Genomic DNA, 20059 nt, shown 5'->3' with positions numbered 1-20059 from the left:
AAGTGATAAAGTAATTTTAAACCTAATTTCTAATGTATGTAACAAGTCCGAAAAACTTTGTAATAAGTTATAATTTTACCTTCTTTAAAAAGTCAGAACGATAGGTTTCGCTTAAAATTAAGGTGCTGTTTTTATCCTTTTTTTCTAAATGATGCAAAACAATTTCGTTATGATTAAAAAATTTAATTGCCTTTACAGCGACTATTTCTTTTTTGTTAATACGACAAAAATCAGCTTCGGGCAATTCATTTAAAAGCGTATCAAACTTTACATTTTTCAAATTCAGAAAACTGCCATCAGCTAAAAGAACCGTTTTATCACGACTATCGCTCACCGCTGTTTTGATATATTGAATCTGATTAAAATACAACAAGGTTTTTCCTTTGTCTGTATTTAACTGAATGAATTTTTTAGGTGCATCCGGTTTATGAAAACGCTCGAAAGCTTTTGAGATCGCTTTTTGCAAACGTTCCAGTTTTACCGGTTTTGTGATATAATCTACTGCATCAATATTAAAAGCATCCGCAGCGTATTCTTTATAAGCTGTACAAAAAATCACCAATTTATTGTCCAGCATTTCGGCCAGATGCAAACCATCAATTCCGGGCATTTCGATGTCTGATATTAGCAAATCAAAATCGAGATTCGGAATATCGGCAAGGAGTTTCTCAGGATTGTTATACGTTTTTACAATTTCTACTTCAGGAATTTGTTCGCAAAGCATTTTGAGGTATGTTAATCCGGGTAACTCATCGTCCAGCAGCAAGCATTTCAGTTTTGTATTCAAGTAAATCTATTTTAAGATGAGCAATATAAACGTCGTTTTCTACAAACTTATCAAGTTTGAAGTTATTCTTATAAATAATACGCAGTCGATGTTCTAAAGTCGCATGACCAAAACCGCTGCGTTCTTTTTTGAGTACTTTTTTATCTGATATTTTATTCGAAACCGTCATAAAAAAGGCATTATCCCTAAACTCAAAAACAACCGAAATAAAGGCATCCGCGCTTTGCAAATCAGCATGTTTAAAAGCATTTTCGATTAAATCAATCGAAATTAAAGGCGCCAATAAAGGCTGATCGTATAATTTATCTTCTTTGTTGATATTGGTTTTGATCTTCAATTCAAAAAGCGGACTTATTTTGATTTTATTGATTTCGATTAAGTTCAGTGCAAAATCAATTTCTTCTTTTGCCGTGACAAATTTCTTTTTGCTTTCGTATAAAATATAATCCAGAACATTGGCCAGTTTATCCAATGCAAAATAGGTTTGATACGCGTGCGACTGAATCGAATTTAAAATATTCTTAAACAAATGCGGATTCAGTTTTGATTCTAAAGTTTCTAACTGCAAATCGTTGACTTTCATTTCGAGTGCATAAAAACTTTTCTCGGCATCATCTTTTGCTTTTTTGAATTGCATCAATTGATACATTAAAAAACAAATGATTACGATAAGCAATAAAAGAATCGCCAGAAATATAAAAGTGATAGTGTTGTCTTGCATATGTTATGTTTTTTTGCAACGAATTTACTTCGTTTGTTCGCTGTCGCTCGAGTCACAAATAAGCACGAATTATAATATCTGCCTGATCTGAAAAATCTGCGTGCTATTTTTTTGCCACTGATTAAAATGATTAAAAAGATTTTTTCTAATAATTTGCCAGCAATTAATCTGTGTAATCTGTGGCATATTTTATTATTTTAAAAATAAAAAAAATCCGCGCGCACCAGCTTAATCCGTAAAACCTGTGGGCCAATTTTTAATGACTGGAAACAAACTTCAACCCAATAATCGAAGCAATTAATGTTGACAGAAAAAATATTCTCCAGAAAGTTGCCGGTTCTTTAAAAACCAAAATCCCAACCAAAACGGTTCCAACTGCTCCAATCCCTGTCCAAACAGCATATGCAGTTCCTATAGGTAAAACTTGTGTGGCTTTATACAATAATAACATACTGATCGAAAGACAAACAAAAAAGCCAATCATCCAATACGTCGAAATCATTCCTGTTGTTTCTTTGGCTTTACCCAAACAAGATGCAAATCCAACTTCAAAAAGTCCTGCAATTACTAATAAAATCCAGTTCATGTTCTTTTCGTTTTAAATTCAGTACAAATATGAGAAAAGCTAACGTAGAATCGCACAAAATAGATCATTTTTCGTAAAAATGACCGTACCTATTATGTTAACAAACAGTAAAAACCGAACTGATTATTTATGATTTAGAGCACTTTTCACTACATTTGCATCCATTTTAAAGATTTTATGAAAAACGCAGTACAAGTTGGATTCTGGGAAAAACTAGCCCGAATCATACTTAAGAACCGAATAGTAATACTAGTAATCCTATCTGCTTTAACGATTTTCCTTGGTTATCAATGGAAAAACCTTGCTATGACTTATACAGAAGCCAATTTGCTTCCTAAAGATCATATCGTAAATAAACAATATCAAAAATTTCTGGACAAATTTGGTGAAGAAGGAAATTTAGTGGTCATTGGATTTCAGGACCCTAAATTCTTTACACCTAAAAACTATGCCGCCTGGAATGAATTAATGACGGGTTTAAAAAACGCTAAAGAAGTTGATTTGGTCGTTTCATTAAACGATTTAAAAAAACTAGAGAAAGATACTGTTAACGAAAAATTCGTTCTGACTCCGTTTATTGATCCAAACAAAACACTTGATCCCGAATATTTAAAAAAAATACAATACGATTTATTTCACAATTTGCCTTTTTATGAAGGATTATTGTTTAATAAAGAAAGCGGAAGTATTCGTTCTGCCGTTTACATCAATAAAGCGCTTGTAAACACCGCTGAGAGAAAAACATTTATTCTTGAAAATCTGGTTCCGAAAATCGATAAGTTCGAAAAAACAACCGGAATCGATTTGAAAGTTTCCGGAATGCCCTACATCAGAACGATTAATGCCGATAATATGAAAGGTGAAATCGGCCTCTTTATTGGTGCGGCCTTATTCACCGTTTCCTTGATTTTCTTCTTCTTTTTCCGTTCGTTCAGAGCCACCTTTATCTCGATTTGTATTTTGATCATTGGTGTGATCTGGTCTTTTGGAACACTTGGGTTATTTCATTATAAAATTACGATTCTAACCGCTATTATTCCGCCATTAATTATTGTAATCGGAATTACAAATTGTATTTTCCTGATCAATAAATACCAGCAGGAAATCAAATTACACAACAATCAGGCAAAAGCTTTGCAACGTATTATTTCTAAAATCGGAGTTTCTACTTTGATGACAAATTTGACTACGGCGATAGGTTTTGCAACTTTTATGATTACGGGTAATGATTTGCTCTTTGAGTTTGGATTGGTAACTTCGATCAACGTGATTTCAGTTTATTTACTGACACTTTTGATCGTGCCTATTGTCTACAGTTTCATGTCGATTCCAGGTGAAAAACATTTGTACCATTTGAATAAAACCTACATTGCAACTTTATTGAATTTTGTAGAAAATGTGGTAAAAAACAAGCGGAAAACAATTTATATTATTTATGGTCTGCTTTTGGTTTTTAGTGTCATTGGGGTTTCGCAAATGAAAGTTTCCGGAAGTCTGATTGGAGAAATGCCAAAAAGCGCTTCATTCTATAAAGATATCTTATTCTACGAAAAAGAGTTTAACGGGGTAATGCCTCTCGAAATCATGATTGACACCAAACATAAAAAAGGTGTTATGAAGTTATCGACCATGCGCAAAATGGATGAATTACAAGCGACTATTGATAGTTTGCCTGAACTTTCAAAACCGGTCTCAGTCGTAAATTTGGTTAAATATTCGAAACAAGCTTTTTACAACGGAAATCCGGAATATTATCAATTGCCTACTTCGCAGGAACAGACTTTTATTTTATCCTATGCGAAGAATGCAACGAAAAATAGCAAAGACAACTTAATGAAATCTTATGTTGATTCGACTGGACAATATGCCCGCATTACGACTTTCATGAAGGATATTGGAACGCAGGAAATGGCCAAAGTGGAAAAGAAACTTCATGCTAAAATTGATAAAATTTTCCCTAAAGATCGTTATGAAGTGACTTTGACCGGAAAGGCACTAGTGTTCCAGAAAGGAACTTCTTATCTGGTTGACAACTTAATCGAATCGTTAATTTTTGCGATTTTAGTAATTGCAGGATTAATGTTGTACTTGTTCAGATCGTTTAAAATGGTTATGGCATCAGTCATTACGAATATTTTGCCACTTTGTATTACATCCGGATTAATGGGATATTTTGGAATCCCGTTAAAACCTTCAACAATTTTAGTATTCAGTATTGCATTTGGAATTTCGGTTGATAATGCAATTCAGTTTATGGCGAAATACAAACACGATCTAATTCAAAGCAACGGAAAAGTCAAAAGATCTGTTTTCAGTGCTTTGAGAGAAACAGGAATCAGTACTTTTTATACTTCGGTAGTTTTGATCTTAGGTTTTGCGACTTTCACGCTTTCAAGCTTTAGCGGAACAATCGCACTTGGTGGATTAATTTCCTGTACTTTGGCTTTTGCAATGTTTGCTAATTTATTGGTTTTACCTGCTTTGGTTTTGACTTTTGAGAAAAAGAAGGCTAAGAAAGAGGATTTGGAGAATTTGGAGGGGTAGATTTTTTGCCACGAATTACACTAATTTTCACTAATTTATAGCTCAGAGCTAACGTTGCACTAACTAATTAAAAAACACTATGAAGTCAAAGCTTGATGCGACTGAATTTAGAAATAAAATTAAAAGCAACACGGTAATTGGAAATCCAAAATTTAAATTTATTAGTCCATTTTGGTTATTCAAAGTATTTGAAGGGTTTTGGAAACCTTTTTATGGGAATTTTGACGATTCAACATTTCGTTTAACAATTAATTCAACTGTATCACCAACATTTTATACAATCAAAGGCAAATACAAAACAGCAAATAATACATTAAATATTAGTTACATCATTGAACCAACTCATAAATTCTCAACTATCTGGATAAAGTATTTTCCAATTGTCGCATTTGTATTAATAAATTCAGTGCTAATTAGCATAGACAAAACCCCGGCAGAAGTATATATCGTTTTTAATTTATTCCTTGTTATTAGTGTGTTTTTGTCCAGATGGCGTACTAAACGAGAAATGAAAAAATTAGAACAAAAATTCAATGAAACATTCGAAATCATTACTTAATTTAAAGAATTAATAATCTCTCTACAATGAGATAACCATAAATATGTCATTCCGAGGAACGAGGAATCTCAGCAAGGGGCTCTACAAAGATTGGCGATTCTCTAAATGGAGTTTCTTGCGGAGATTCCTCGTTCCTCGGAATGAAAAAAAAGAGAGAAATAATAGAAAATAACTGTCTCTTATAAGAACGATTGCCCTAGCCCCCGATAGCAGCGGCATCCTTTTTATTGCTCCTTTAGCAATAAAAAGATATAGCGGATAGCGGGAAACAGCTTCTAATTTTAATTATTATCGTTTATATTTGCAGTTATTACACAACAAATAATTTAATTTCAATATTATATATAAAATGAAACACACAAAAGTTAAAGACTTATTAAACAGTACGACGACGCTTCAGGAGGTTAATGCAAAAGGATGGGTGAGAACTTTTAGAAATAATCAGTTCATCGCGCTTAATGACGGTTCTACCATTAATAATATACAATGTGTTGTTGATTTTGAAAATACTCCGGACGAAACTTTAAAAAGAATCACAACCGGAGCCGCGATTTCTGTAATTGGTACTTTGATTGAAAGTAAAGGTGCGGGTCAGAAATACGAAATTCAGGTAAACAAACTGGAAATCTTAGGAGATTCTGATGCAGAGAAATTTCCGATACAGCCAAAAAACAAGCCCAGCTTAGATTTCTTGCGCGAAAATGCACATTTACGTGTTCGTACAAACATGTTTGGTGCTATTATGCGTGTGCGCTCTGTATTGTCGTTTGCGGTTCACAACTATTTTCAACAAAAAGGTTTTGTGTATGTAAACACACCTATTATTACAGGTTCTGATGCTGAAGGCGCAGGAGAAATGTTTAAAGTTACGGCTTTGCCTTTTGACAATACACCAAGGACAGAAGATGGAAAAGTAAATTATAAAGAAGATTTTTTCGAAAAAGAAACCAACTTAACGGTTTCGGGACAATTAGAAGGAGAAACTTATGCAATGGCTTTGGGTCAGATTTATACTTTTGGACCAACTTTTAGAGCAGAAAACTCCAATACTTCGCGTCACCTTGCAGAATTTTGGATGATTGAGCCGGAAGTTGCTTTCAATAATTTAGATGACAACATGGATTTGGCTGAGGATTTCATTCAGTATGTAATTAAATATGCTTTAGACAATTGTCAGGATGATTTGAAGTTTTTAGAAGGAAGACTTTTAGACGAAGAAAAATCAAAACCTCAGGCAGAAAGAAGCGAAATGGCTTTGTTAGAGAAATTGAACTTCGTATTGGAAAACAATTTCAAACGTGTTTCTTATACCGAAGCAATTGACATTTTGAGAGATTCTACTCCAAATAAAAAGAAAAAATTTCAATACATCATCAACGAATGGGGAGCTGATTTACAATCAGAACACGAGCGTTATTTGGTTGAAAAACATTTTAAATGTCCGGTAATCCTGTTTGATTACCCGGCAAATATTAAAGCGTTTTATATGCGTTTGAACGATAACACGGAGCCTGGAAGAGAAACCGTTCGTGCAATGGATATCCTTTTCCCTGGAATTGGAGAAATCGTTGGCGGATCTGAAAGAGAAGAGCGTTACGACGTTTTGATCGAAAAAATGAAAGCTTTAGAAATCGACGAAGAAGAACTATCCTGGTATTTAGACACCAGAAGATTTGGTTCAGCAACTCACGCAGGTTTCGGATTAGGATTTGAGCGCCTTGTATTGTTTGTAACCGGAATGACAAACATTAGAGACGTAATTCCTTTCCCGAGAACTCCTGGAAATGCAGAATTCTAAAAAAAAGTTTTAAAATTTGTTTCAGGTTTCAGGTTTCAGGTTGTTGGACGTTCAGCAACCTAAAACCTGAAACTTGAAACTTTTAACAAATATCAATGCTAAAGCAATTTTTAAATTTAAAATTATCCCAAAAATTATCTCCTCAGCAAATTCAGCTGATGAAGCTAATTCAATTGCCTACGCAAGCTTTTGAACAACGTTTATTAGAAGAAATGAACGAAAATCCGGCTCTGGAAGCCGGAAAAGAAGATGAATACGAGGCGGATGAATTCGCTAATGAAGAATATGACGATTACGATGATGCAGAAGGCGACAGAATCGAAGCAGACGACATTAACATAGACGAATACTTAAGCGACGACGACACTCCGGATTATAAAACTCAGGTAAACAATTACAGCGAAGACGAAGAAAGAGAAACTCCTTTTGCTTCACCAATCAGTTTTCATCAGGATCTAATCAATCAGCTGAATACTTTTATTTTGAATGATGAAGAACGCGAAATCGCTGAATTCCTTGTTGGAAGTATCGATGATATGGGTTATATTCGTAGAAGCGTTCCGGATATTGTAGATGATATGGCTTTTACTCAGGGTATTTATACTGATGAGAAAATGGTCGAAAAAATGCTTCAGGTCATTCATGAACTAGAACCTTCAGGCGTTGGAGCGCGTGATTTACAGGAATGTTTGTTATTGCAATTAAAGCATAAAACACCAACGGAATATGTTGATTTAGCGATTGATATTATCGAAAATCAGTTTGATGCTTTTACCAAAAAACATTACGATAAGTTATTGCAGAAATATGCGGTTTCGAACGAACAGCTTAAAAAAGCCATTCACGAAATCGAAAGATTAAACCCGAAACCGGGAGGATCTTATACCGGAAACAATAAAGTTACCGAGAATGTAGTTCCTGATTTTGCTATCAGAATTGTTGATGGAGAACTGGAACTGACCTTAAACGGAAGAAATGCTCCGTCTCTACACGTTTCTAAGGATTATCAGGAAATGATGCAGACGTATAAAGATTCCCGTGATAAATCATCAGCACAAAAAGATGCGGTTCAGTTTATCAAACAAAAACTGGATTCGGCTAAATGGTTTATCGACGCCATCAGACAACGTCAGGAAACGCTTTTTGTAACAATGAATGCCATTATGCATTATCAGGAAGAATATTTCTTAGACGGAGACGAAACCAAACTAAAACCAATGATTTTAAAAGACATTGCAGATATGGTTGGTTTGGATATTTCGACAATTTCGCGTGTAGCCAACAGTAAATATGTTGAAACGCCATACGGAACAAAACTAATTAAAGAGTTCTTCTCTGAAGCCATGAAAAATGATCAGGGAGAAGATGTTTCGACTTTAGAAATCAAAAAGATCCTTAAAAATACGATTGAAGAAGAAGATAAAAAGAAACCTTTACCAGACGATCAGTTAGCAGAAATCTTAAAGGAAAAAGGATATCCTATTGCCAGAAGAACGATTGCAAAATACCGTGAGCAACTTGATATTCCGGTAGCCAGAATGAGAAAGAAAATTTAAAATTTAACCATTTAAGTTTATTTTCACCATTAAGAGATTAAGGTAAATTAAGCTCGCTTTGAGCTTATAATACATAGCAAACCCGACAGGTTTTAAAATCTGTCGGGTTTTGGTTCTTTATATCATTTCGTGTTAAACCGGACTAAAGTCCGGCCCTACAAAATAGTTCGAGCCGAAGGCTCTTAATAAAGTTCCAAAGGAACGATTTATATTGTAGGGCCGGACTTTAGTCCGGTTTAGTTTAGATGTAGTTAAAAAAAAAAAAAAAATTACCCAATAGCATTATGGTATCATTTATTATTCCGAAGGAATATTTGATCGGTAGAAAAAAACATTACGATTTCCGAATTGTGTCCTCTAGGGACACTTGTTTTTCATGAGATTAATCGGGAAAAATCCATTCGATTATTCAAACATTCCTACAGAATGAATAACGGCTTTTAAAAACAACAAACCCGACAAATTCAAAATCTGTCGGGTTTTGTTTTACAAAATCTTCAACTATTTGTATTGATCAGGAGTTATCGTAATCTCGAACAAATAATCTGCCTTTTTATCATCATAATTATAAATCAAAGTAAAATTATTGTCCCTAAATGCTTTTAGACCGGGATTTGCTTTAACAGTACTCAACAGGCTTTCCTGGATATTCTGTTTTATTACCTCAATCTCCGCAGTAGCTTTCTCGACATTTAACAAAGTCAAATTATACTGCACTACTTTATCTTTAGGCAAAGTCACATTATCCAAACGGATTCCTTCCTGGATTACTAAAGGACAATTGTCATTGTACTTAGCGACCAATTCAATCATTTCCTTATCTGCAGCAGGTTCCTTAAAAGAATAATACAGGATTAAAGCTAATGAAAATGCTACAATTGCACTTATTATTAAAACAGTTGATTTTTTTCCTTTAGTAGCTTCCTGCATCTTTTAGTTTGTTTTTGTTTTGACCAAAAATTTATTTATCCTGAATCTTTTTCATTGCATTATAATACGCCGCACGACTCAGTGGCTCATATTCTTCGGTTTCACCGAGCATTACTAATTTATCATTATCCGTTTTACGGAAACTGTAATTGGCAAGATTTCCTGTTCGTGTACAAACCGCATGAACTTTTGTTACATATTCTGCCGTTGCCATAAGCGCCGGCATTGGCCCGAAAGGATTCCCTTTAAAATCCATGTCAAGTCCTGCAACTATCACACGAATTCCCTGATTGGCAAGATCATTACAAACTGTAACAATCTCATCATCAAAAAACTGTGCTTCATCAATACCTATCACGTCGCAACCCTGAGCTAAAATAGCAATATTAGCCGCGGCCGGAACCGGTGTTGAACGAATTTCATTGGCATCATGCGATACCACCATTTCGTCATGATAGCGGGTATCAATAGCAGGTTTAAAAATTTCGACTTTTTGTTTGGCAAATTGGGCGCGTTTTAATCTGCGGATTAACTCCTCGGTTTTACCCGAAAACATTGATCCACAAATAACTTCAATCCAACCAAATTGTTCTTTGTGATTTACTGTATTTTCGAGAAACATTTTGTATTTTTCTACCTTTAAAAATGAATAGTTTTTATTACTTTGTACTGGTAATAAATCGACGTGAAAAATTGCTGTTTTACACTTTTTCAAAAGTAGAAAATTTTTATCAAATCGGAGATTCGCAAACGCTTATTAACAGAAATAAAAAAATATCTTTTAGATTTCTACCGGGAATAAAGACATTCAAATACAAAATATACTAAAATACCCTATTCACTATAATTTCAACAGTTATGAAAAAAAAATTGGAAGCCGATTTAATCAGCATTGCACATCGAATTTTAAAGCTTAAAAACAAATCCGATATCAATCAGTTGTATCTTGAGACGCAGAAATTATATGAGAAACTAGCGGTTTTAAAATTTGTAGACGAGAATTTCGATACTGTGAAGCCAACAATTGGTCACAGTGAAATCAATTCTCAAATTGAATCTATTTTTGACAAAGAAGAAACAATTCCGACAGAAGTTGAAATTGAAACTCCGGTTGCGGTTGAAGAAACTCCAATTGAAACAATAGCCGAACCAGAAACTGCAGAAGTTAAAGCTGAAGAAATCGCTACTGAAGAAGTTGAAGTTCCGGAAGAAATTATTCCAGAAGAAATCGTTGCTGAAATAGCGGAGGAAGTAATTCCTGAACCCATCATCGAAACTATTCCGGAACCAGTTGCTGAAGTTGTTGAAGAACCGGTTATTGAACGAACAGAAGAACCTATTTTTGAATCTAAAAAAGAACAAAATACTCCTGAGGAACTTTCTTTTACTACCATTAGTGATTTAAAACCTATTCCGGACTTTATTCCGGCATTTGAATTAGAGGAAGTAGAAGAAACTGAAGCTGAAAAAGAAGCACCTAAAGCAGAAACCTCATCTAAACCAAGTCCCATGACCATCTCGTTTGAAGATTTTGGGGTTAATTATGCCGATGCCCAGTTTGTAAAAGTAGAAAGTTTCGAAAACGTTACTCCTACTCCATCTCCTGTTATCAAAGAATTTAAAGAAGAAAAAGCTCCTGTAGAAACCGTAGTTCTGGAAACTCCGGCACAACCAAAAACAGTTACTTTAAACGAAAAACTGGCAAAAGGTTTTCATGTTGATTTGAATGACAGAATTGCCTTTACCAAAAACCTTTTCGGAAACAGTTCAGAAGATTACAGCCGTGTTTTAAATCAGTTATTGACTTTTGACTCGTATGGCGAGGCTCAGGAATTTATCGAAAACATGGTAAAACCTGATTATAACAACTGGGAAGGAAAAGACGATTATGCAGAGCGTTTCCTTGGAATTGTAGAGAAAAAATTCTCTTAATCCTTTTCACCTTTTACATTTTACATACAGCACATTAAAAATTATGTCTAAATTATATATCGTTCCAACGCCAATTGGCAATCTTGAAGACATGACTTTTCGTGCCATCAGGATTCTGAAAGAAGTCGATTTGATCTTGGCCGAAGACACCAGAACTAGCGGCAAGTTACTGAAGCATTTTGAAATTGGCACGCACATGCACAGCCATCACATGCACAACGAGCACAAAACAACCGAGAATCTGATTGCACGCTTGAAAGCCGGCGAAACTATTGCCTTGATTTCAGATGCCGGAACTCCAGCCATTTCTGATCCGGGGTTTTTATTGACACGAGCTTGTGTCGAAAACAAAATCGATGTGGAATGTTTACCTGGCGCAACTGCTTTTGTTCCCGCCCTAGTAAATAGCGGATTACCAAATGATAAATTTGTTTTTGAAGGTTTCTTACCTGATAAAAAAGGACGCCAGACCCGGTTTTTGGCTTTAGCCGAAGAAACCAGAACGATGATTTTATACGTTTCGCCACATAAACTCGTTAAGACCTTAGCCGAATTTATACAGTATTTTGGAGAAGACAGGCAAGTTTGCGTTTCAAGAGAATTATCAAAACTACACGAAGAAAATGTTCGTGGAACAGCAAGAGAAGTTTTAACCCATTTTGAAAAAACAGCACCACGCGGCGAAATTGTCGTAGTCGTTGCCGGAAAAACAATAACAAAAGAACCGAAGAAAAGTAAATTTTCTAAGGATGATGATGAAAAAGACGAAGAATAATTTTCGCCACGAATTCACGAATTTTTAAATTAATTCGTGAATTCGTGGCGAAAAAAAACTAATATCCAACAATATGAGCATACAAACCTTTTTAGAAAAACTAAAACAAACTCCAACCGAAATAACATTCCCAGAAACTATTGCAGTAATTGAGGAAAACTACAACTTTACACCTACTGCTTTCCAAAATGGAACACAACATAATGCAGCCGGAGAAAATTCAGGTTCTTGCAAATTATTTTCTTTTGCGAAATTGCAAAACTTAAGCAAAGAAGAAACTTTAGCCTGTTTTGGTGCTTTCTATTTTGATGAAGTTTTAGGAGACCCAAACGGAACGAATCACCAAAACATTAGAAATTTCATCAATCTAGGCTGGGACGGGATTAAGTTTGAAGGAAATGCTTTGGAATTAAAGTAATATCAAGAAAACTTTGTCAAAGTTTGAAACTTTGACAAAGTTAAAATCCGAATATTTGTCACAGATTAAAAAAATCCTTTAAAATCTTTTAATCCCGATAGCTATCGGGAGTGGCAATAAAAAATACGTTTCTGATTAAACGATTTTCGATTTCTAAAATCTAAAATCAACACTCTAAAATCTAAAATCAACCATGCGTTGGACATTAAAACCAAAACCTTCTGAAGATAAAGTCAAACATTTGGCGCAAGCCCTGAATGTAGAAGATTTTGTAGCAACACTTTTGATTCAGCGTGGCATTGAAACTTTTGAAGATGCCAGGAATTTCTTTCGTCCTAACTTAGAACATCTTCATGATCCTTTCTTAATGAAAGACATGGATAAAGCGGTTTCCCGAATAGAATTAGCGATCGAAAATCAGGAAAACATCCTGGTTTTTGGTGATTATGATGTTGATGGAACAACGGCCGTTTCTTTAGTTTCGGCTTATTTAAAATCGCATTATCCCAATATTGCCACTTACATTCCGGATCGCTATGCTGAAGGTTACGGAATTTCTTTTAAAGGAATTGACTTTGCCGATGATAACGGATTCTCGTTAATTATCGCCCTTGACTGTGGTATAAAATCCATAGATCATATCGCCTACGCAAAAGAAAAAAATATCGATTTTATCATCTGCGATCACCACAGGCCAGGAGAATTTCTTCCGGATGCGGTTGCCATTCTGGATCCAAAAAGAGAAGATTGCTCTTATCCTTATGATGAATTGTGTGGCTGCGGTGTTGGTTTTAAACTGATTCAGGCATTAGGCACAAACCGGGGAGAAACTATAGAAGATTTTCTTCCGTATCTCGATTTAGTTGCTACAGCCATTGCTGCCGACATTGTACCTATTACAGGAGAAAACAGAATTTTAGCGTATTACGGATTACAGGTGATCAACTCAGATCCGAGACCCGGAATTAAAGCTTTAGTACATCAGGTCAAGAAGAAAACATTGGATATTACCGATGTTGTTTTTATTATTTCACCCCGAATAAATGCTGCCGGAAGAATCAAACACGGTAATCATGCCGTTGAATTACTCACTGAATTTAATTTCGAACAAGCGCAACAATTTGCTTCAGAAATTGAGCAATACAATTCAGACCGAAAAGATCTGGACAAACAAATTACAAAAGAAGCTTTTCAGCAAATCGTGACCAACAATGAACAGGAACGATTTTCGACTGTCGTTTTTCAGGAGGACTGGCACAAAGGCGTGATTGGTATTGTCGCTTCAAGACTGATCGAAACCTATTATCGTCCTACTTTGGTTTTTACTAAAAGCGGTGATAAATACGCGGCATCTGCAAGATCCGTAAAAGGATTTGATGTTTATAATGCTCTTGATGCCTGTTCTCAACATTTGGAACAATTTGGAGGACATATGTATGCCGCCGGAATGACTTTAAAAGCAGAAAACTATACTACTTTTAAAGAAGCTTTTGAGAAACAAGTTTCAGCAACTATTTTACCCGAAATGAGAACGCCGGAAATAGAAGTTGATGCAGAAATTAACTTTAGTGACATTACGCCAAAACTAGTCCGGATTTTAAAACAATTTGAACCTTTTGGCCCTTTAAATATGACACCTGTTTTTATGACCAAAAATGCAAAAGACACAGGCTACGCCAAAACTTTAGGGGCAGACGAAGAACATTTGAGACTTTTTGTCAAACAAAACAACTCAGACGGAATTGCTGCAATAGGTTTTGGTCTGGGAAAAAAATTAGACATCGTAAAAAATCAAAATCCTTTTCAGTTAGCCTATTCACTATCTGAAAACGAGTGGAACGGAACAGTTTCGACTCAACTTATGCTAAAAGACATCAGAACAAATGAAAACTAAAACAAACAAGCAAGATCCTTATCAGGCGTTACGCTACAGAGAATTTAATGTTTTTTTATTATTGCGTTTTGCCATGGTTTTTGCCTGGGCCATGCAGTTTATCGTGATAGAATGGGAAGTGTATAGCTTAACCAAAAACCCGCTTTCGTTAGGAATTATTGGCTTAATGGAAGTTATTCCGGCCGTGGGAATGGCATTATTTGCCGGACATATTGTGGATCAAAAGGAAAAGAAAGGATTATTGGTAAAATGTATTCTTGGATTTTCTGTAATTAGTTTTGGATTATTTTTAGTGACCTGGCCAAAAGTTGTTGGCGATTTATCTCCAACTGTTATTTTATATTCCATTTATACTTTAGTTTTTTTGGGCGGATTAGTCAGAGCTTTTCTCGGCCCAACTATTTTCTCTCTTCTATCGCTCATTATTCCCAAAAAGGCATATCCAAATGCTGCAACCTGGAGCAGTTCGGTTTGGCAAATTGGGGCCGTTATGGGGCCGGCGCTGGCTGGATTCTCAATCAACTGGATTGGCGTTCACTGGTCAATGTGCCTGGTTTTTGGATTCTCCATTCTTTCTTTAATTGCCTTATCGCAAATCAGTACAAAACCAATCACAAATCCAAAGATTGGAGAATCGATAAAAGATAGTCTTACGGAAGGTTTAACTTTCGTCTTTAAAAACCAAATTGTTTTAGGTGCCTTATCGCTTGACATGATTGCTGTACTTTTTGGAGGCGCTGTAGCGTTATTACCTGTTTTTGCGCAGGATATCTTAAAAGTTGGCGCTGAAGGTTTTGGTATATTAAGAGCGGCTCCTGCAGTAGGAGCTTTCATTACGATGCTCGTTTCTGCTTATGTGCCTTTATATAAAGATGCAGGAAAGAAACTTTTGGTTGCCATATTTGTTTTCGGATTATCCATCATTTTATTTGGTCTTTCTACATCATTTTGGCTTTCTGTTTTTGCTTTATTTTTGAGTGGACTTGCTGATGGAATTTCTGTAGTTATTCGTCAAACCATTTTACAGCTCAAAACTCCCGATCATATGCGTGGACGAGTTGGTGCTGTAAATTCAATTTTTGTGGGATCTTCTAATGAATTAGGCGCTTTTGAAAGTGGTGCAACAGCAAAATTAATGGGAACTGTAACATCTGTTGTATTTGGAGGAAGCATTACACTTTTGACTGTTATTGTAACAGCATTAAAATCGCCGACTTTTAGAAATTTAGATCTTAATAAAGATATGGATGATCATCAGAATATGGAGTAATGAAAAAATTATTATTGGCATTCTTTTTTATAATTTCTGTTTTCGCAAACGGACAAAATCTTTACATCAAAACCTACGGAAACAAAAAGGAGAAACCTTTAATTTTTATCCACGGAGGTCCAAGTGGAAATTCGACTTTATTTGAAGCTACAACAGCTCAAAAATTAGCTGATCTGGGATTTTATGTAATTGTTTACGACCGAAGAGGCGAAGGACGATCTGCAGATCCTGATGCAACATTCACTTACGCAGAAGCTTTTCAGGATTTAAATGCTATTTATAAAAAGTACAATTTAAAGAAAGCTACACTTCTCGCACATAGTTTTGGTGGTTTGGTGGCAACACTTTATACCGAAAAATATCCTCAAAATGTCAATTCTCTAATATTGGCAGGCGCTTTATTTTCGCAACAGGAAACCTACGACCATATTTTGAATTCCGTAAAGAAAAAATACGAGGCCGATTCTGAACAACTCGATAAAATAAGTTCGGTAGAAAAACTCCATAAAAATTCAGCAAAATATCGAAAAGCATGTTTTGATTTAGCAAGTGAAAATGGTTATTTTAAAATGCCGAATTCAACTCAGGAATCAAAAAAATTGTACGCTGATTACGAAGCAAGTGGCTTTTTCAAAACCAACATCCGAAACAAAAATGCTCCGTTGCTTTTTTATCAAAACGAGAAGCAAAATAATATTGACACCCGGCCTTTTTTAAAGAAAATAAAATCTCAAAGCGTTTCTATTTATGCTATTTATGGAAAAAACGATGATATTTTCTCTGATAAACAAATTAGTTCTATTAAAAATTTAGCTGGCGAAAATCATTTTGCTTTGCTTGAAAATTGTTCGCATTATTTGTTTGTAGATCAACAAAATGAGTTTCTATCTCAAATAAAGAAGTGGCTCAAATGAATTTTTAAAACAGATAATTGATATAAATTTTTTAATAATCCATTAAATGAACTTGTATTACATTTATGGTGAAACATTTTTTCAAATTTTATGATTTTTTATTTAGAACTAATATAAATAGTATTTATATTTGTTGTAATAAAAGTATCTGTAATGAGAGAAATAGAACAGCTATACCACAACAATTTCGGGATTGCCTTTTACTGGAAAAAGGAAAACGCAACTATAACTGATAAAGTACAATTGGTTTTTAAGGAAACCGGATTTTATTTTACGGTTCAGGAATTGAATTATTTTTGTGATTTAATCGAAGACAGCATGATCGAAAATGCTTGTTGTGAAGCTTGTGAATTAAAAAACTCATGTCATAAATTTTTACTTAAAACCCCTTGCGATGCAATAGATTTAGCCGTTTCGGTAACAGAATTAAAATCAATCAAGGATTTGGTTGAAGGCTCTTTATTCAGAATCGAGTTGGATGAATATGTTTACGGAGTTGGCTTAAACTAAGAAACATTCTAAATATTTTAACAACATCTTTTCATTATTGAAATATATTTTGATTTTCTTCAAAAAAAAGTATATTTACTATAATGAAAAAAGCACTTATTCTTTTTACTATTGTTGTATTGATTTCTTTTCTAACGAGCTGTAAGAATGAATCTGACAATTACATTGATCCACGCGGAACTGATTATGCCGGTTCTGAAAGCTGTATTCAATGTCACCAGACACAATACGAAACCGCTTTTCACAGTTCACATTTTAAAGCAACTTCTCCCGCTACCAAAGAAAATATTTTAGGACATTTTACCAATGGCCACAATACTTTTGTTTACGACAAAGACACGAAACTCGTAATGGAGGAACGCAACGACAGCCTGTATCAGGTACTTTATAAAAATGGAAAAGAAGTGGAAGCACATCCTTTTGAAGTACTTTTTGGAACCAAACACGCTCAAACCAGTGCTTTCTGGAGAAATCATTACACTTTTGAGCTGCCTGTCTCCTATTATAAGTCCTTAAACAGCTGGGCCACAAGTCCCGGATATTCAGCATCAAAAGTAAATTTCGACAGAAAAATAGCAAAGGAATGTTATGGTTGCCATAGCTCGAATATTGCCAGCAGATATATCACGACAAGTTCAGACAGCATTACTTTTATGAATATGGAAGTGGAGGATTTTATGAATCCAAAAACATTAATTTATGGGATCGATTGTGAACGCTGCCACGGACCAGCCAAACAGCATGTTCAGAAACACTTAAAGTTCCCGGATTTAAAGATTGCCCAAGACATAACTTCATTCAGAAAGCTAACCAGACAACAAAGAATTGATGCATGTGCTGTATGCCATTCCGGAAATGACAAACTAAAGGTAAAATCACGTTTTGAATATAAACCGGGAGATGATTTATTAGATTATTTTAGAGGAGTTCCCGGATCAAATGACAGTATTCATTATGACGTACACGGAAACCAGTTAGGATTGCTCGCTCAAAGCAAATGTTTTAAAAAGAGCGAAACCATGGATTGTATGACTTGTCATAATCCGCATGCAAATGCTTCTCAGAATCTGGTAAGTTATTCTAAAATATGCATGAGCTGTCATCAGGGAATTCAGCACAACGCTGTTACTTTAAAGACAACCTCAGCAAGTGTATTGGCTAATAATTGTGTCGAATGCCATATGCCTAAGAAAATGTCGAATGCCATTACATTTCAGCTTTCTCAAAATAAAAACAAATCAAATTATATTTTGAGAACACACAAAATTGGGATTTATCCTAAAGACAAAAAGTAATTATTATTCGAATTTTTGAAGTTCAAAAGTCTCACCATCGAAAACTCCATAAGTAAAATAGCCAATCCAGTCACCCAGATTTACATATTTGGCATCTGCTCCAACCTCTATAATCATAGGTAAATGACGATGACCAAAAATAAAGTAATTGTAATGTTGGGTTTCAAGCTTACGTTTGGCGTATAATACCAGCCATTCGTTTTCTTCACCTAAAAACTTTACATCTTCAGCGCCAGAAATCAGTTTGTTTTTAACGGATAAATATTGCGCCAGACTTACCCCAACATCAGGATGTAACCAGCGGAAAAGCCATTTAGAAAACGGATTTGTAAATACCTTTTTCATTCGTTTATAGCCTTTATCTCCGGGACCTTTTCCGTCACCATGACCGATTAAGAATGTTTTACCGTTAAAGGTAAATTCTTTATTATCATGATACACCGGAATATTCAGTTCGGTTTGAAAATAATCGTGCATCCATAAATCGTGATTTCCGACGAAAAAATAAATCGGAATCCCACTATCCCGAATTTCAGCCAGTTTCCCTAAAACACGTACAAAACCTTTGGGAACAACTGTTTTATATTCGAACCAAAAATCGAATAAATCTCCCAGTAAAAAAATAGCTTCCGCATCTTGTTTCACCACATCTAACCACGCCACAAATTTTTGTTCACGCGGCAAACTCAACTCAGGAGTTGGAGCTCCAAAATGCTGATCAGAAGCGAAATATACTTTTTTCATGTATTGTGAGATGTGGGATTGTGAGATGTGAAACGTTTTACCTTTCACAATTTACTTTTTTCTATTTACAAATTATCAGATGCATACCATTCAGCAAACGAAGATTCAGTTTCCTGAAGTTTAAGGGAAAAAAGAGAAATATCTTTTGGTAAACGCGCCCTGATTCGGTCTGCAAAATCAACCACCATGTTCTCGCTTGTTGGCTGATAGTCTACTAAAATAACATGATGACCACGGTTTTTTAATTCATTTGCCAATTCGATATGCGGGGTTGTTTCGTTAAAAACCGTTGCGTGATCAAACTGATCGACAATTTCTTCTTTTACAATTTTCTTTAGATCCGAAAAATCAATTACCATCCCGAATTTCACATTCGATCGGTCTGTGATTGGCGAACCAATAACTGTTACCGATAATTTATAACTGTGCCCGTGAACGTTTTTGCATTTTCCGTCGTAACCGTACAACGCATGTCCGGTTTCGAAACTAAATTGTTTTGTAATTCTGATATTACTCATCGATTTGATTTTTAGGTTGCAAATTTACAAATTAATAACCGTTTTTATCTCTTTTTTTAGCACTGTTATACATCCAGTACGCAAGTCCTATTAAAACTACAAAAGGAATAAACGATCCGATGAGCACTCCTATCTGATAACCACCATCAGGAGCGTTCTTAATTTTCTCTGCAACATCTACTTTTTGGAATAATGAAATGATATACATATTAATAATTTTAAGCTAAAAAATTCCAATCCCGAAGCTTCGGGATAAATCCCAAATTCCAATAGCGAACTCAATACTATTGGAATTTGGAATTTCCTAT

General features: G+C 35.0%; 20 protein-coding genes. 12 read left to right on the top strand and 8 right to left on the bottom strand.

What is annotated here, in order from left to right; genetic code table 11:
- Window positions 1–67: 67 nt before the first annotated feature.
- The 3 genes from ACQY44_RS14995 to ACQY44_RS14985 form a co-directional block, all read right to left on the bottom strand.
- Complete coding sequence (locus ACQY44_RS14995) at window positions 68–787, bottom strand: LytR/AlgR family response regulator transcription factor (RefSeq protein WP_428231128.1); 720 nt, start codon at window positions 785–787, stop codon at window positions 68–70.
- Window positions 750–1508 (bottom strand): sensor histidine kinase, encoded by a 759-nt coding sequence (locus ACQY44_RS14990; RefSeq protein ID WP_428231127.1) that lies wholly within the window; start codon window positions 1506–1508, stop codon window positions 750–752. Before ACQY44_RS14990 ends, ACQY44_RS14995 begins: the two co-directional genes overlap by 38 nt.
- Before the next feature lie 256 nt (window positions 1509–1764).
- On the bottom strand, window positions 1765–2094 hold the full coding sequence (locus ACQY44_RS14985) for a DMT family transporter (protein ID WP_428231126.1): 330 nt from the start codon (window positions 2092–2094) through the stop codon (window positions 1765–1767).
- Window positions 2095–2271: 177 nt separating this feature from the next.
- On the opposite strand from ACQY44_RS14985, the gene ACQY44_RS14980 reads away from it, so the two are divergent.
- The 4 genes from ACQY44_RS14980 (at window position 2272) to rpoN (ending at window position 8551) form a co-directional block, all read left to right on the top strand.
- Window positions 2272–4638 (top strand): efflux RND transporter permease subunit, encoded by a 2367-nt coding sequence (locus ACQY44_RS14980; RefSeq protein ID WP_428231125.1) that lies wholly within the window; start codon window positions 2272–2274, stop codon window positions 4636–4638.
- A gap of 79 nt (window positions 4639–4717) precedes the next feature.
- Complete coding sequence (locus ACQY44_RS14975) at window positions 4718–5197, top strand: hypothetical protein (protein WP_428231124.1); 480 nt, start codon at window positions 4718–4720, stop codon at window positions 5195–5197.
- A gap of 349 nt (window positions 5198–5546) precedes the next feature.
- The gene (asnS, locus tag ACQY44_RS14970; protein WP_078006881.1) at window positions 5547–6995 is read left to right on the top strand and encodes an asparagine--tRNA ligase; all 1449 of its coding nucleotides are present in this window, start codon (window positions 5547–5549) and stop codon (window positions 6993–6995) included.
- Between the two features lie 95 nt (window positions 6996–7090).
- Window positions 7091–8551: an RNA polymerase factor sigma-54 gene (gene rpoN / locus ACQY44_RS14965; RefSeq protein ID WP_072965239.1), complete on the top strand. Its 1461-nt coding sequence runs from the start codon at window positions 7091–7093 to the stop codon at window positions 8549–8551.
- 501 nt (window positions 8552–9052) lie between these two features.
- Here the strand turns inward: rpoN and ACQY44_RS14960 are convergent.
- Both ACQY44_RS14960 and ACQY44_RS14955 read right to left on the bottom strand, forming a co-directional pair.
- Window positions 9053–9481 carry a hypothetical protein gene (locus ACQY44_RS14960; protein WP_428231123.1) on the bottom strand — a complete coding sequence of 143 codons (429 nt, stop codon included), beginning with the start codon at window positions 9479–9481 and terminating at the stop codon, window positions 9053–9055.
- 31 nt (window positions 9482–9512) lie between these two features.
- Window positions 9513–10103 carry a thymidine kinase gene (locus ACQY44_RS14955; protein WP_089478978.1) on the bottom strand — a complete coding sequence of 197 codons (591 nt, stop codon included), beginning with the start codon at window positions 10101–10103 and terminating at the stop codon, window positions 9513–9515.
- 236 nt (window positions 10104–10339) lie between these two features.
- Between ACQY44_RS14955 and ACQY44_RS14950 the strand changes: the two genes are divergently transcribed.
- The 8 genes from ACQY44_RS14950 (at window position 10340) to ACQY44_RS14915 (ending at window position 18489) form a co-directional block, all read left to right on the top strand.
- Window positions 10340–11413, top strand: coding sequence for a hypothetical protein (locus ACQY44_RS14950; protein ID WP_428231122.1), 1074 nt, complete (start codon window positions 10340–10342; stop codon window positions 11411–11413).
- Between the two features lie 43 nt (window positions 11414–11456).
- Window positions 11457–12188 carry a 16S rRNA (cytidine(1402)-2'-O)-methyltransferase gene (rsmI, locus tag ACQY44_RS14945; protein WP_428231121.1) on the top strand — a complete coding sequence of 244 codons (732 nt, stop codon included), beginning with the start codon at window positions 11457–11459 and terminating at the stop codon, window positions 12186–12188.
- 73 nt (window positions 12189–12261) lie between these two features.
- Entirely contained in the window at window positions 12262–12606 is a 345-nt protein-coding gene (locus ACQY44_RS14940; RefSeq protein ID WP_428231120.1) for a HopJ type III effector protein, read from the top strand.
- Between the two features lie 193 nt (window positions 12607–12799).
- Window positions 12800–14500 carry a single-stranded-DNA-specific exonuclease RecJ gene (gene recJ, locus ACQY44_RS14935; RefSeq protein WP_428231119.1) on the top strand — a complete coding sequence of 567 codons (1701 nt, stop codon included), beginning with the start codon at window positions 12800–12802 and terminating at the stop codon, window positions 14498–14500.
- Window positions 14490–15770, top strand: coding sequence for an MFS transporter (locus ACQY44_RS14930; protein WP_428231118.1), 1281 nt, complete (start codon window positions 14490–14492; stop codon window positions 15768–15770). Before recJ ends, ACQY44_RS14930 begins: the two co-directional genes overlap by 11 nt.
- Complete coding sequence (locus tag ACQY44_RS14925; protein ID WP_428231117.1) at window positions 15770–16684, top strand: alpha/beta fold hydrolase; 915 nt, start codon at window positions 15770–15772, stop codon at window positions 16682–16684. Before ACQY44_RS14930 ends, ACQY44_RS14925 begins: the two co-directional genes overlap by 1 nt.
- A gap of 153 nt (window positions 16685–16837) precedes the next feature.
- The gene (locus ACQY44_RS14920) at window positions 16838–17194 is read left to right on the top strand and encodes a hypothetical protein (protein ID WP_428231116.1); all 357 of its coding nucleotides are present in this window, start codon (window positions 16838–16840) and stop codon (window positions 17192–17194) included.
- 83 nt (window positions 17195–17277) lie between these two features.
- On the top strand, window positions 17278–18489 hold the full coding sequence (locus tag ACQY44_RS14915) for a cytochrome c3 family protein (RefSeq protein ID WP_428231115.1): 1212 nt from the start codon (window positions 17278–17280) through the stop codon (window positions 18487–18489).
- A 3-nt stretch (window positions 18490–18492) separates the two neighbouring features.
- Here the strand turns inward: ACQY44_RS14915 and ACQY44_RS14910 are convergent, their stop codons facing one another.
- The 3 genes from ACQY44_RS14910 to ACQY44_RS14900 form a co-directional block, all read right to left on the bottom strand.
- Window positions 18493–19233 carry a UDP-2,3-diacylglucosamine diphosphatase gene (locus ACQY44_RS14910; RefSeq protein WP_428231114.1) on the bottom strand — a complete coding sequence of 247 codons (741 nt, stop codon included), beginning with the start codon at window positions 19231–19233 and terminating at the stop codon, window positions 18493–18495.
- Between the two features lie 65 nt (window positions 19234–19298).
- The gene (locus ACQY44_RS14905) at window positions 19299–19751 is read right to left on the bottom strand and encodes a 6-pyruvoyl trahydropterin synthase family protein (protein ID WP_428231113.1); all 453 of its coding nucleotides are present in this window, start codon (window positions 19749–19751) and stop codon (window positions 19299–19301) included.
- 31 nt (window positions 19752–19782) lie between these two features.
- The gene (locus ACQY44_RS14900) at window positions 19783–19959 is read right to left on the bottom strand and encodes a hypothetical protein (RefSeq protein ID WP_428231112.1); all 177 of its coding nucleotides are present in this window, start codon (window positions 19957–19959) and stop codon (window positions 19783–19785) included.
- Between the last annotated feature and the right edge of the window lie 100 nt (window positions 19960–20059).

This window comes from Flavobacterium sp. (assembly GCF_965277525.1).
Taxonomy (GTDB): domain Bacteria; phylum Bacteroidota; class Bacteroidia; order Flavobacteriales; family Flavobacteriaceae; genus Flavobacterium.
This window is presented reverse-complemented; position numbering and strand designations above follow the sequence as displayed.